A 13,802-nucleotide genomic window follows, 5' to 3' on the forward strand; every position below is an offset into this window, starting at 1 on the left:
GATGGATCTGCACACGATCTCGACCTACCGCTACGCCTACAGCCGCGACGACCTCACCCTGGCGGAAGGCGAACGAATCGTCGCGGGCGGCACGTGGTTCTTCTCCGAACCGCAGGTGACGTCGAGCGGGGTGGTCGACATCAGCCGCATCGACTGGGAGCCCTTCGAGGATTTACCCGGCGGTGGCCTGCGGATCGCGGCGACAGCCACCATCGCGCAACTCGCCGAACTGCCCGCCAAGCCGGGTTGGTGGGCACACCCGCTGCTCTTCCAATGCGCGACAGCACTTCTGGCCTCCTTCAAGATCTGGAACGTCGCGACCGTCGGCGGCAACATCTGCCGTTCGTTCGCTGCCGCATCGATGGTGTCACTGGCAGCGGGACTCGACGGTCGCGTACTGATCTGGCGCCCCGATGGCACCGATTACAGCGTCGACGTCGCCGACTTCGTCACCGGCAACGGAACCAACACCCTGGGCGAGGGAGAAGTGTTGCGCGCCATCGACATTCCCGGATACGCACTGCGCGGCCGAACCGGTTTCAGAAAGATCGCCCTGGCAGAGCTCGGGCGCTCCGGGGTGGTGGTGACCGGACGCCGCGACGAGGACGACACCGTCGTCGTCGGGATCACCGCGGCGACGCTGTGGCCTACTGTGCTGCGCTACAACGGATTACCCGACGCCGAGCGTCTGCGCGCCGATATCTCGTCGGCAGACGGCTACTACACCGACCCGCTCGGTGCCGCCGATTGGCGACGGGGAGTCAGCGCGGTCCTGGCCGAACAGATCCGTGGCGAACTAGAACGGAACGCCGAAGGGGTTGGTGCACCGTGAAGTTCGAGATCAACGGCGAGTCGGTCGACGCAACTCCCGCCGCCGGCCAGTGCCTGCGCACGTTCCTGCGCGACCAAGCCCACTTCGAGGTCAAGAAGGGCTGCGATGCGGGCGACTGCGGCGCGTGCTCGGTGTTGGTCGACGACACGCCGGTGCACTCGTGCATCTTTCCGGCCCAGCGCATCGAAGGGCGTTCGGTCACAACAGTCTCGGGCCTCGGCACCCCCGACGACCTCCACCCCATGCAGCAGGCCTTCGTCGACAACTTCGGCTTCCAGTGCGGTTTCTGCACCGCCGGAATGATTGTCACGGCGTCAACGCTCGACGCCGACACCGTCCACGACACCGACGAGCTACAGCGCAAGATGAAGGGAAACCTCTGCCGCTGCACGGGATATCGCGCGATCCGCCAGGCGATCCGCCAGGGCGTAGACACCGCACGACCCGCTGATCCCCCCGCTGGTCGAGCAGACGGGACGAACGCGTCCCCCGCTGGTCGAGCAGACGGGACGAACGCGTCCCCCGCTGGTCGAGCAGACGCGAGGAACGAGCGTCGTGTCGAGACCACCTCCCCCGCGATCGGCACGTCGCTCACGCCGCCCGCCGGCCGCCGGGTTGTCACCGGAACCGAGCCGTACACCTTCGACGTCGCAGTGCCCGGGACCCGCTACCTGCGAGTGCTCACCTCGCCGCACCCGCACGCCCGGATCGTCTCGATCGACACGTCCGCGGCGCAGGCTCTCCCCGGCGTCGCGCTCGTCCTCACCCACGAGAACGTCAGTACGCGAAGGTTTTCCACCGCGAGGCACGAGTCACGCGCCGACGACCCCGACGACACGCTCGTCCTCGACTCCGTGGTGCGGTTCGTCGGGCAGCGGGTGGCGGCGGTGGTCGCCGACTCCGCCGGAATCGCCGAGGAAGCGTGCCGACTGATCGACGTCGAATACGAGCCCCTCCCCGGCGTCTTCGATCCCGAGGAGGCACGACGCCCCGGAGCTCCTCTGGTTCATCCCGAACGCACTCCCGAGGACCGCGTGTTCGAGGCCGAGCGCAACGTCATCTCCTCGTTCCACGAGGGATTCGGTGGTGACGTCGACACCGCACTCACCGAATCTGCCGTCACGGTAGGCGGAACCTGGCAGACCGCACGAATTTCGCACGCACAGTTGGAAACCCACGGCTCCATCGGCTGGCTCGACGACGACGGTCGATTGGTGATCCGCACCAGCACGCAGGTGCCCTTCCTGGTCCGTGACGAGCTCGCTCTGTTGCTCGACCTTCCCGCGGATCGCATTCGTGTGTTCAGCGCCCGCGTCGGCGGTGGATTCGGCGGCAAGCAGGAACTGCTCACCGAGGATCTGGTGGCAATCGCGGTGTTACGCACCGGAATGCCCGTTGCCTACGAGATGTCGCGGACCGACGAGATGACCCGCACCACCTATCGTCATCCCTTCCGTGTCGCGGTCGATCTCGGCGCCGACGCCGACGGCCGACTGCGTGCGATGAAGGTCGACGTCCTCTCCGACACCGGCGCGTACGGCAATCACTCCATGGGTGTCATGTTCCACGCGTGCGCCGAATCGGTCTCGGTATACAACTGCCCGGTCAAACGGATCGACGCCGAGGTGGTCTACACCAACAACCCGCCGTCGGGTGCATTCCGTGGCTACGGTTTGGGGCAGGTGATCCTGGCCGTCGAATCCGCCATGGATGAACTCGCGATCGCACTCGACATCGATCCGTTCGAACTGCGTCGACTCAACGCGGTCGGCGACGGCGATCCGCTTCTCATCGCGCACCCCGAACCCGAGGACGACCTGATCTACGGGAGCTACGGACTCGACCAGTGCCTCGACCTCGCCCAGACGGCGCTGCGTCGCGGCAACGATGTCGCTGCGCCAGAAGGTGATTCGTGGCGCGTCGGCGAGGGCATGGCCATTGCCGCCATCGCCACGATGGCGCCGCGTGGCCACTTCTCGACCGTGACCGTCGGTGTCGACACTGACGGTCACTACCACGTCGGTGTGGGCACGGCCGAGTTCGGCAACGGCACGACGACGGTGCTCACCCAGATCGTCACCGAGGCGATGGGCACCGATCCGTCACGAATCGTGTTGGCGCACGGCGACACCGACGCAGCGGTCTACGACACCGGCGCCTTCGCGTCGGCAGGCATCACGGTCGCGGGAAAGGCGACCTACGGCGCAGCACTCGCGCTGCGTACGGTGCTGCTCGACGCGGCGTCGTCGATCACCGCAACGGCACCCGATGCCATCCGGTTGGTCCCCGACGGCGCACTCGTCGGTGAACGACTGGTGAGCTTCGGCGAGCTCATCGACACCGTCGATGCGTCGCATCGCGTGGGCGACCGCGTGGTCGCCACCGGTTCCGAGAGTGGCGCGCTGCGCTCGATTGCGTTCAACGTGCACGCTTTTCGTGTCGCCGTCGACACCGCGACAGGTAGCGTGCGCATCCTGCAGTCCGTCCAGTCGGCCGACGCCGGCACGGTGATGAACCCACAACAGTGTCGCGGTCAGGTGGAAGGCGGTGTGGCACAGGCGATCGGATCGTCGCTGTACGAGGAGATCATGCTCGACGGGAAGGGGGTAGCGCTCACCCCCGTGTTCCGTACCTACCGGGTGCCCCAGATGGCGGATGTCCCCGAGACCGAGGTCTACTTCGCCGACACGGCCGACGAGCTCGGTCCGTATGGCGCGAAGTCGATGAGCGAGTCGCCCTACAACCCGGTCGCACCTGCTCTTGCCAACGCCATCCGGCGGGCGATCGGCCAGCGGCCCTACGAGCTGCCGATGTCGCGTGATCGGGTCTGGCGCCTCCTCCAGGGGTGATCGACATCCCAGACGCGGCCCGACCGTGTGGACGCGGCTGGTACACCAGCCGCGTCTACCGATTCGAGCCGCGTCTGGGATTACTCCGGCGAGCCACGGTTTCGGTGACCCGAACTTTTTGATTCGCCCAGGTTGAACTCGACGTCGAGCTGTGCGAGATTGGTCAGGTGAGCACGGTCGAAGAGCGCGAGCAGCCGGACCCGACCGCGGTCCGCCGTCGCATACGTCGGCCACGTGCACTACTGCGGAACGTCGCATTGCTCGGCCCCGCGTTCGTCGCTGCCATCGCCTACGTCGACCCCGGCAACGTCGCTGCCAACATCACCGCGGGCTCCCGGTACGGGTTCCTGCTGGTCTGGGTGCTGGTGCTGGCCAACGTCATCGCCATGCTGATCCAGTACCAGTCGGCGAAGCTCGGAATCGTCACCGGCAAGGGACTACCCGCTTTGATCGGCGCGCGGATGGGTCGTCGTTCTCGGCTCGCGTTCTGGGTTCAGGCCGAAGCTGTCGCAGTGGCCACCGACCTCGCGGAGGTGCTCGGCGGGGCCATCGCGCTGAACCTGCTGTTCGGACTGCCACTCGTTCTTGGCGGCGTGATCGTCGGCGTGGTGTCACTCCTGATGCTGCTGCTGCAGAACCCGCGCCAACAACACGTCTTCGAACGGGTCATTCTCGGCATGCTCGCGATCATCGTCGTGGGATTCCTCGCCGGTCTCGTCGTCGAACCGCCTCCTGCGGGAGAGGTTCTCGGTGGGCTCGTGCCCCGACTGCAGGGACCCGAGACAGTGCTGCTCGCCGCGTCCATGCTCGGCGCGACCGTGATGCCGCACGCGATCTACGTCCACTCCTCGCTGGTCGTCGACCGACACGGCGTCAGCACGACGCGGTCTCGGAAGCGACGCCTGATCAGGGTGACGCGCTGGGACGTCGTAATCGCTCTGATCGTGGCCGGTGCGGTGAACATCGCACTGCTGTTGCTCGCGGCCACCAATCTCCGCGGCAAGGAGGGCACCGACACCATCGAGGGAGCCTACGACGCCGTCCGCGACTCGCTCGGCCCCTCGGTGGCAACCATCTTCGCGATCGGTCTGCTGGCCAGCGGCCTGGCAGCGACCTCGGTCGGTTCGTCGGCGGGCTCGGCGATCATGGATGGCCTGCTGCACGTTCGGGTGCCTCTCGTCCTGCGCAGACTCATCACACTGATTCCCGCGCTCATCGTGCTCGCTGTCGGCGTCGACCCGACCTGGGCGCTGGTGATCAGCCAGGTGGTACTGAGCTTCGGAATCCCCTTCGCGATCATCCCGCTCGGCCGACTCACCGCCGACCGAGGACTCATGGGCGAGTACGCCGACGGGTGGCCGCTGCGCATCGGGGCCGCGGTCTCGTCGGTGCTCATCGTCGTGCTGAATCTTGCCCTCATCGTGCTGCTGATCATCGGCGCGTGAGCATCAGCAGCTTCGCGTGTTGTCATCTGCGCCACTTGGGACTTCTCTATTCCGACATCTCGGCCCCACATGCCTTCCTTCACTTTGACATCACCGGCCAGCACGGCTATCACTGATATGGCGCTCGACCGACCGGGCGCGAACGCGCATGCAGGGAGGTGAGATCCGAATGCCATCTGGTGACAGTTCTTCTGACAGACCATCGTTCGAATCGTGTCCTCCCCTCGCTCGTCACAGGTGAGCCGACGCCGCGCGTATCGCGTGCGGCACCGCGGCCGCGTGCGGGTTGGGGAACCCTGACCCCAAGGCGGTCCCCATGTCCATCACCGCACTCGACATCTTTGCCCGCATCTCCGTAGCACTCCTGTGCGGAGCCGCGATCGGCTTCGAACGCCAGTGGCGTTCTCGCACAGCGGGTCTGCGCACGAACGCACTTGTCGCACTCGGCGCGGCCCTGTTCGTCGTGATGGGGGCATTCAGCTTTCATGGTCCAGACGCCGACCCGACTCGCGTCGCCGCTCAGATCGTTTCCGGTATCGGCTTTCTCGGTGCGGGCGTGATCATGAAGCAGGGCGCGTCGATCTCCGGTCTCAACACCGCGGCGACACTGTGGGCCTCGGCCGCTGTCGGCGCTCTCGCCGGCGGCGGACTGCTCCTCGTCGCGATCGCGGGAACCGCAACCGTGATGCTCGCTAATACGCTGCTCCGACCGCTCGGCAGGCTGATCGACCGCCACCCCGGCGACACCGGCCGTGAATCGCCCTCCGCGAATTACATTTTCGAGGTCACCTGTCCACAGTCAGCCGAAACCACCGTGCGCGCAATGGTGTTCGACGCCGTCCACCGCCCGGAGCTGACCGTACGCTCCATCGCCGCGACCGACGACGAAAACGGCATCGTGACGATCACCGCGCACGTGTTCAGCGCCGAGCGCAATGACCGCGACATCGAAGATGCCCTCGCAACAGTCGTGCGCGCCGAACCGGTGACCTCGGTGCGGTGGTCGGCGACCGCCGAGCCGAGCGCCGACTGACGAGGACGCCCGGACTCCCTGTCCGATTGGCCAGGATCGTCGCTGCTCTTCTGGTCTGATCACCTTTTCATCTGAGCAGGTGGACTTGTTTGGACGTGATGTGGCGCACAGAGTGGATCGTGAATCACCGGTTACGTCACAAGGAGATCGCCACATGGCCATCGAGCTCAATCAGATCTGGGACTTCCCGATCAAGGACTTCCACCCGTTCCCCAACGGCAAACTCGGCGTCGGCGCCCATGACATGCTCGGCGTCGAGGCCAAGAACCTGGGGATGACGCGTGTGCTGCTCATGACCACGGGTTTGCGCGGTTCGGGCATCATCGAAGAACTCGTCGGCAAGATCGAATACCAGGGTGTCGACGTAGTGCTGTACGACAAGGTCGAGTCCAATCCCAAGGACTACAACTGCATGGACGCGGCCGCCCTCTACCAGTCGGAGAAATGCGACGGCATCATCTCCGTCGGCGGCGGATCGAGCCACGACGCCGCGAAGGGCGCCCGCATGGTGATTGCGCATGATGGCCGCAACATCAACGAGTTCGAGGGCTTCTCCAAGGCCACCAACAAGGAGAACCCGAAGCACATCGCGGTGTCGACCACGGCGGGCACCGGGTCGGAGACCTCGTGGGCGTACGTCATCACCGACACCTCGGATATGAACAAACCGCACAAGTGGGTGGCTTTCGACGACACCTGTCTCGTCGACCTCGCGATGGACGATCCGCTGCTGTACTACAGCTGCCCCGAACACTTCACGGCGTTCTGCGGCTTCGACGTTCTTGCCCACGCTTCGGAGCCCTACGTCTCTCGGCTCGACTTCGCACCGTCGCTGGGCAACGCGAAGTACTCCATCGAACTCATCCGCGATCACCTGCGCACCGCCGTGTACGAGCCTCGTAATCTCGAGGCCCGCACCGGAATGATGCACGCGCAATACATTGCCGCACAGGCATTCAACTCCGGTGGACTCGGTCTCATCCACTCGCTCTCACACGCGGTCAGCGCGTTCTACGACAGCCACCACGGCCTCAACAACGCAATCGCACTGCCCCGCGTATGGGAGTACAACCTGCCCAGCCGCTACGAGCGCTACGCCGACATCGCGGCGCTTCTGGGTGTTGACACCTCCAAGATGACGACCGTTCAGGCCGCCGACGCCGCGGTCGAGGAAGCGATTCGACTGTCCAAGGACCTCGGCATTCCCGACAACTTCGGCCAGATCAGTGTCGACAGCTACGAGAAGAATCGAATGAACACCGGCAAGTACGAGGGTCGCGGCGAGACGATGGACACCTCGGACAAGCAGGTCCGCGCGATCGCCGAGCACATGATGGACGACTGGTGCACGCCTGCCAACCCACGTGAATGCAGCGTTGATTCGCTCATCCCGATGGTCACACATGTGATGACCGGAAGCTACTGATAGGCGTAGCGCCCATCGAGACCCTCGGGAGACTGAGCACCTCCCGAGTCACGGATCGGCCCGGGTGAGGTCACGACCTGACCCTTCACCCGGGCCGATCCGTTCCCGCTTCCCACTCATCACGACGATTGCCGCGAGGAACCATGTCGCAAGCCTCTGACCTGACCGCAGCCCAGTTATCCACAGAATCAACGAGTTTCGACACCGTCGACGATCTGATCGAAGGCCTCGACGGCCAAGGCTATTTGGTCGATGACGACCTTGCTGTGGTCGTACACCTCGCGACACTGCTCGACCGGCCTCTGCTCTTGGAGGGACCGGCAGGTGTCGGAAAGACAGAACTGGCCAAGTCGCTCGCCGCGGCCGCAGGTCGCGAACTCATTCGCCTGCAATGCTACGAGGGGCTCGACGAATCCAGGGCGCTCTATGAGTGGGACTATGCCAGGCAATTGCTGCACGTCCAGATGCTCAGGGACAGAATCGGATCCGAACTCGCCGAAGCGCCGACGCTGGCGGTGGCATCCGCGGCGCTGGCCCGCGCGGACGTCGGCGTCTACACCGAGAGCTTTCTCGTGGCGCGTCCACTCCTCGCGGCGATCACAACGTCCACCCCGGCCGTACTGCTCGTCGACGAGATCGATCGCGCCGACGAGGCCATGGAGGCGGTCATGCTCGAGGTGTTGGCCGAACGTCAGGTGACCGTGCCAGAACTGGGCACATTCACTGCACGTTCGGCGCCCTGGGTGATCCTGACGTCCAACGACACTCGGGAACTATCCCCCGCACTCAAACGTCGCTGCCTGCACTTCCTGGTCGACTACCCCGACACAGATCGAGAGCGTCGAATCGTTTCCGTTCGAGCGCCCGAAGTCGAGTCCGGCGTCATCGCCGATGTCGTCGATCTCGCACGCCGACTGCGCGAGCTGCCGCTGCGCAAGAGTCCGTCGATCGCCGAAGTCATCGACGCGGCAAGGGCCGCCTCGTATCTGGGCGCGAGCCAACGCGCATCCGCTCGCGACCACGACAACCCCGCCGTGGACCACACGTTGCTGTCACTGCTGGTGAAGTTCGGCACCGACCTCGATACCGCGCGAACAATGCTGAACTCCGACAGACGATCTGAGGACTCCGACAGATCCGGTAGCGGCACACCGATATCCGCCGACGGCTCGAGTCCGCGCGGATCGGTCACGGCGACAGCGTTCGGCTCGGGTCGTGCCCGCACCGCGGCCCGGCGTTGAATTCGCCACGACCATGCATCCCACCTACCTCGATCCCACCGGCCACACACGCGACCACGTACTCGACGCAGTCTCCGTACTGTTCGCACATGTGTTGCGGCGCAACGGTGTCGCCGTATCACCGGCCGAGACCATCGAAATTCGACGCGCCATCGCGCTCGTGGGAGCACACGATCTCGACCGACTGCGTTCTGCGCTACGGGCGGTCAGCGCGAAATACGCGTACGAAGCCGCCGGGTTCGACGTCGGGTTCGACATGGTCTTCTGCGGCGGGGCGCCACAGGACGACTCCGCCAACCTCCCACGGCCTCGTGGGACTGCCGCGCAACTGCCGGACGACGTGGCAGCAGACGACGACTTCGAAGGTGCGGCTCGCCGAATCGGCGCCGACGAACACACCGACGAAATCGGCGACCTCACGGCCGACGATCCCGGAGCACGCGAACGACACGGCGAGAGCGCACACCGCGAAGAGAACGACTTCTCGGTGTCGTCGGGGACGGAGCAACTCACCGTCGACTCCGAAAGCAACTCCGTCGCAGGCGGAATCACCTACACAGTCGAGCTCGACGCAGCCGCGGCCGCCGACGTCGGCGAGTTGATCGGGTCGACGACTCGCGTCCACGGCACGTCGTTGACGCTCGCCGACGCCTCCGCGATCCTGCGTGCACTCGACTCCGTTGACGCCCGGCACGCCTACGGCGAGGATGGCGCTGACGACCTCACAAGCCACCAGCGTTCCGAACTCGAACGCGCCCTCCTGACATTCATCACCGCGCTGTCGGAACGCTTGGCGAGTGACCCCGCAGACGTCGACAACGCCCCCTGCCGAATCGGCAGCGATCAACCTCAGATCGACCAAGCGTGCCACAGGCTCATTGCGCGCATCCGTGGCGCACCCCGAGCCGTGACCCGCCGGGGCGACCGCGGCGTCCTGGACATGCGGCGCACCATGCGTTCGGCAACGAGTACCGACGGGGTCCCCCTCGCTCTCTGGCGCAGGAATCACCGATCAGCCCCGGTGCGGCTACTCGTGGTGGTCGACGTCTCGTTGTCGGTCCGACCGGTCGTCGGATTCATTCTGCGCCTTGCCCAGACGCTGCATCGGTTCGGCGACCGCTGTGACGTGATCGCGTTCGTCGACCGACCGGTAGTGGTCACCACCGCGCTACGTACCGCTGTCGCCGACGGGGCACTCGCATCCGTCCTGGCGACCGATGGACTCGATCTCTCGGCAACCAGCGACTACGGCAGGATGTTCGCCGAACTGCTCGACGGCCATGGCGATCTCGTTACCCGACGCACGTCGATCCTGATGGTTGGGGATGCGCGCAGCAACGGCTTCGACCCCCGCACCGATCTCGTCGCCGAACTGTCCCGCCGCGCGCATCGCCTCGCCTGGGTGACGCCGGAGCCGTCCCGCTACTGGCACCAAACAGGCTGCGCGCTCGATGATTACGCGGACCATTGCTCCGGTGTCGTGAGTGCGCGCGACGGAGCGGAGCTCATCGACAAGGTCGACGAACTCGGCTCAGCCCTGGCCTAGCAAGTCAGCCCTGGCCTAGCAAGCCGCTACTGCGCCAATAGGCCCTTGGCCACGTGGGTCACCTGGATCTCGTTGCCGCCGGCGTAGATCATCAACGACTTCGCGTCGCGCGCAAGCTGTTCCACGCGATACTCGGTCATGTAGCCGTTGCCGCCGAACAATTGCACCGCCTCCATCGCGACCTCGGTCGCGGCGCGTGACGAGTAGAGCTTCATCGCCGACGCCTCGGCCAGCGAGAGCGGCTTACCCGCCTTCGCACGTTCGAGCGCGTTGAATAGCATGTTCTGCACGTTGATTCGGGCGATCTCCATTTCGGCGAGCTTGAGCTGGATGAGCTGGAACTTCCCGATCTCCTGCCCCCAGAGCGTCCGCGACTTCGCATACTCGATCGAAAGGCGTTGCGCCTCATTGATGATGCCCATCGACAGTGCTGCGATGCCGATCCTCTCAGCGGTGAAGCCCGCCTTGACTCCATCGTCACCTCGACTACCCGACCCCGCGTCCTCGGTCTCTCCGAGCAACCGGTCGCGACCGAGGTGAACGTTGTCGAAGAACAACTCACCTGTTGGCGAACTCATGATGCCCATCTTCTTGAACGGCTTGCCCTGGGTCAGCCCCTCCATGCCCTTGTCGAGCACGAAGGTCAGCACCTTACGTTCGCGGATCGAGGCGCCGTCGCCCTCGTCGAGCTTCGCGAACACCACGATCGTGTCGGCGTACGGACCATTGGTGATGAAGGTCTTCTGCCCGTTGAGGATGTAGCCGTCGCCGTCACGACGGACCGTCGTCTTCATCCCGCCGAGAGCATCCGAGCCAGAGTCCAGTTCGGTGATCGCCCACGCGCCGACCTTCTCGAGCGTGACCAGTTCGGGCAGCCACCGCTTCTTCTGTGCGAGTGTGCCTTTCGACCGGATCGTCGACACCGTCAACCCGACGCTGACGCCCATCGACACCACCATGCCGAGGCTCGCGGCCGCGAGTTCCATATTGAGGATCAGCGCCATCGAGTTCATCATGCCGCCGCCGGAACCCTTGGGCTTCGACTCGCCCGCAGCCTCGGCGTCGAGCTCCTTCTCCAGGCCCTCGCGTGCCATCGCGTCGACGCCGAACGATGTCATCAGCTTCCGCAGGATGTCGTACGGCGGCATGGCACCGCTCTCGAGTTCGTCGGAATGCGGACGGATCTCCTTGTCGACGAACGACCGCACCGCGTCGCGAACCATGAGGTCTTCCTCGGACCACTCGAACATTGCCACCCACCGTTCAACACCGGAACTAGAACACGTTCCACTACTGTGTCAGCCGCGATCCCGGCTTGTCCAGCCGCGGCCGTCGTGGGCTCGCTGGACGCGCGAGCGGTCGATGAGATAGGCAGAGAGCGTGAACGATCACGTGTTCGCCGAGTTCGGGCCCTTCTTTGCGAGCGAGACCCATGCAGCCGGTGCATCAGTCGACGGCCCATGGTCGACTCTGGCTGCGGCACTGGCGAATCCACAACGAATCGACGGCCGAGTCGAACGGGTCCAGACGGCACTGGGCGCAGGCGCGGCGTCGAACGTCTCACTGCGCGTCGCGGCGTCGGTGACCCATCTGGGTCTCGTCGCCAGGCTGCTGGCGCCGGCGCTTGCCGCAGCGGTGACCAACACCCACCTGTCCCCCGACCCCGCTGACATCTGGTGGCAGGACCACCTCGGCGGGCCCTTCCCGCTGTCCGTCGCGACGGTGGACGCCGAGCCCGCCGCCGACGGCGAACTCCCGAGTGCTGTCGACGCACTCACCGCACTCTTCGACACGTCGTACTCGGTCGGGCCGCGCGTCCTCGGCGGCAACGTCGCGTCGGCGATCAACTCCGCGGCACGGATGATCGGTACCGCCCGGCCAGAACTCGCCGACTCGGCCCGACGCCACGCCGACCTCTTCCTCGCCCACCCCGACGTCGAGGGTGGGCACCTGCGGGCTGGCCCGAGTTTTCGACGACGCAGCTGCTGCCTGATCTACCAGGTCTCCGGCGACCGGACAGCCGTGTGTGGCGACTGCGTACTGACCTACGGATAAGCCAAACGCGGCCCGAACTGGTGAACGCGGCTGGTGTACCAGCCGCGTCTGCCAACTCGAGCCGCGTGTGGAACGTCGGGGTGAGGGTCAGGCGACGGTCTGCGTCGCGGAGTCGTCGACCTGCTTCGACGACCGCGAGCGCGACATCCATCCCAGGACCAGCGCGAACACCGTGGTGAGCACGGTCCACAGGATGACCTGGTTGGCGATCGAGTAGACGCGGAAGTCGCCGATGACGTCGCCCGGGAAGCCCGGGAACACGATCTGGCCCGCATCGTTGGTGACCGGCGTCGGCACCTCGTCGAAGCTCGGCAGCAACGCGATGGCGACGGTGACCACAACCAGGTAGCCGACGCCGCCTGCGATCGCACCGAGCAGGCCGCCGATCCGCGGACGCAGCCACAGCGCGAAGACGACGGCCGCGATGACCGCGATCACCGACACCACGGTGATGGTGAGGTAGGCACTCGACCTGTCGGCGATGGTCTCGTCGTTGCCGACTGCCGGCGGGTTGGCGGGATACGCGAAGTACGGGACGCCGAAGAACGCCACGAATCCGAGCGCACCGAGTGCGGCGGCCGCCCAGCGCGGGTCGGTGGCGGGGTATCGCCGTCCGAGGTAGGTCCACAAGACAGTGAACCCGACCGCGAAGAAGGCACCCATCGCGAGTGCGAAGACGATCGTGCCGACCCCGGCGCCGATGTTTTCCTGCACCGACCTGGTGAACACCTCGTGCTCGTGGCCGTGCTCGCCGGTCAGCATCTCCTCGGCGTGGCTACGGCCGTCTTCGTAATCGATGGCCTTCGCGACCACCGGCTCGATGAAGATGCGAGCGAACACATACGCAAAAATTCCGGCGATCAGGCCTGATAGCAGGCCCGCGCCGATGAACTTCTTCTCCATTGTTCTGTTGTCTCCCGGGTCAGATCAGTGGCAGGGGAAGCCGAGGAAGTGGCGGGAGTCGTGCACGAACTCGTGGATGTGGGTGTCGCTGCCGAACACCGACCAGGCGCCCTGGTCGTAGCCGATGAAGTAGTAGGCCAGCGCGGCGATGAGCACGGTGGCGGTGAGCCAGAGCGCAGCCGAGGCGACCGAGAGGTTCGGCACGGCGAGCGCGGCGGGCCGACGTTCGGCCTGTGATGAGGTGGCAACCATTGAGAGGGTTCCTTCCGGGATGACGCGTCCCTGACGTGGAGCAATGTGGCCTGGTTGCCACGTCCTGACTCGTCGCGACAGGTCGCTTCCCGTCGGACTTACAGTGGCGCGACCGTCCCGGATTCTCACCGGGTTCCTGGCAACCAGCGTGGATCGACTCTATACCAGGTTCTCGCCGCCCGACCAGCACGTTGTGCCGCCCTGTCAGACCCGTGCGGAA

Annotated in this window: 11 protein-coding genes and 1 riboswitch; of the genes, 8 read left to right on the forward strand and 3 right to left on the reverse strand. The window is 65.5% G+C overall.

Going from position 1 to position 13,802, the window contains the following annotated elements; all coding sequences use genetic code 11:
- Nucleotide 1 precedes the first annotated feature (1 nt).
- The 7 genes from A5788_RS13500 to madC all read left to right on the forward strand — a co-directional run bounded on the left by A5788_RS13500 (nucleotide 2) and on the right by madC (nucleotide 10,372).
- On the forward strand, nucleotides 2-832 hold the full coding sequence (locus A5788_RS13500; RefSeq protein ID WP_064868761.1) for an FAD binding domain-containing protein: 831 nt from the start codon (nucleotides 2-4) through the stop codon (nucleotides 830-832).
- Nucleotides 829-3,681: a molybdopterin-dependent oxidoreductase gene (locus A5788_RS13505; RefSeq protein ID WP_064868758.1), complete on the forward strand. Its 2,853-nt coding sequence runs from the start codon at nucleotides 829-831 to the stop codon at nucleotides 3,679-3,681. Before A5788_RS13500 ends, A5788_RS13505 begins: the two co-directional genes overlap by 4 nt.
- A 167-nt stretch (nucleotides 3,682-3,848) precedes the next feature.
- Nucleotides 3,849-5,126: an Nramp family divalent metal transporter gene (locus A5788_RS13510; protein ID WP_064868755.1), complete on the forward strand. Its 1,278-nt coding sequence runs from the start codon at nucleotides 3,849-3,851 to the stop codon at nucleotides 5,124-5,126.
- A 322-nt stretch (nucleotides 5,127-5,448) separates the two neighbouring features.
- Complete coding sequence (locus tag A5788_RS13515; protein ID WP_197494465.1) at nucleotides 5,449-6,159, forward strand: MgtC/SapB family protein; 711 nt, start codon at nucleotides 5,449-5,451, stop codon at nucleotides 6,157-6,159.
- A gap of 154 nt (nucleotides 6,160-6,313) precedes the next feature.
- Entirely contained in the window at nucleotides 6,314-7,585 is a 1,272-nt protein-coding gene (mdo, locus tag A5788_RS13520) for an NDMA-dependent methanol dehydrogenase (RefSeq protein WP_064868752.1), read from the forward strand.
- A gap of 143 nt (nucleotides 7,586-7,728) precedes the next feature.
- Nucleotides 7,729-8,826, forward strand: a complete 1,098-nt coding sequence (locus tag A5788_RS13525; protein ID WP_064868749.1) for a MadB family AAA-type ATPase — start codon at nucleotides 7,729-7,731, stop codon at nucleotides 8,824-8,826.
- A gap of 13 nt (nucleotides 8,827-8,839) precedes the next feature.
- The gene (gene madC, locus A5788_RS13530) at nucleotides 8,840-10,372 is read left to right on the forward strand and encodes a MadC family VWA domain-containing protein (RefSeq protein ID WP_064868806.1); all 1,533 of its coding nucleotides are present in this window, start codon (nucleotides 8,840-8,842) and stop codon (nucleotides 10,370-10,372) included.
- 26 nt (nucleotides 10,373-10,398) lie between these two features.
- Here madC and A5788_RS13535 read toward each other — a convergent pair whose 3' ends face one another.
- On the reverse strand, nucleotides 10,399-11,622 hold the full coding sequence (locus tag A5788_RS13535; RefSeq protein WP_064868746.1) for an acyl-CoA dehydrogenase family protein: 1,224 nt from the start codon (nucleotides 11,620-11,622) through the stop codon (nucleotides 10,399-10,401).
- Between the two features lie 130 nt (nucleotides 11,623-11,752).
- Between A5788_RS13535 and A5788_RS13540 the strand changes: the two genes are divergently transcribed.
- Complete coding sequence (locus A5788_RS13540) at nucleotides 11,753-12,427, forward strand: (2Fe-2S)-binding protein (RefSeq protein ID WP_064868743.1); 675 nt, start codon at nucleotides 11,753-11,755, stop codon at nucleotides 12,425-12,427.
- An 87-nt stretch (nucleotides 12,428-12,514) separates the two neighbouring features.
- On the opposite strand, the gene A5788_RS13545 is transcribed toward A5788_RS13540, so the two are convergent.
- Nucleotides 12,515-13,330 (reverse strand): CbtA family protein, encoded by an 816-nt coding sequence (locus tag A5788_RS13545; protein WP_064868740.1) that lies wholly within the window; start codon nucleotides 13,328-13,330, stop codon nucleotides 12,515-12,517.
- 24 nt (nucleotides 13,331-13,354) lie between these two features.
- Nucleotides 13,355-13,582: a CbtB domain-containing protein gene (locus tag A5788_RS13550; RefSeq protein WP_005207836.1), complete on the reverse strand. Its 228-nt coding sequence runs from the start codon at nucleotides 13,580-13,582 to the stop codon at nucleotides 13,355-13,357.
- A gap of 22 nt (nucleotides 13,583-13,604) precedes the next feature.
- A riboswitch (cobalamin riboswitch) is annotated at nucleotides 13,605-13,759 on the reverse strand.
- Nucleotides 13,760-13,802: the final 43 nt, after the last annotated feature.

Origin of the sequence: Gordonia sp. 852002-50816_SCH5313054-c, from assembly GCF_001665925.1 — a bacterium.
GTDB classification, from domain to species: Bacteria; Actinomycetota; Actinomycetes; order Mycobacteriales; family Mycobacteriaceae; genus Gordonia; species Gordonia jacobaea.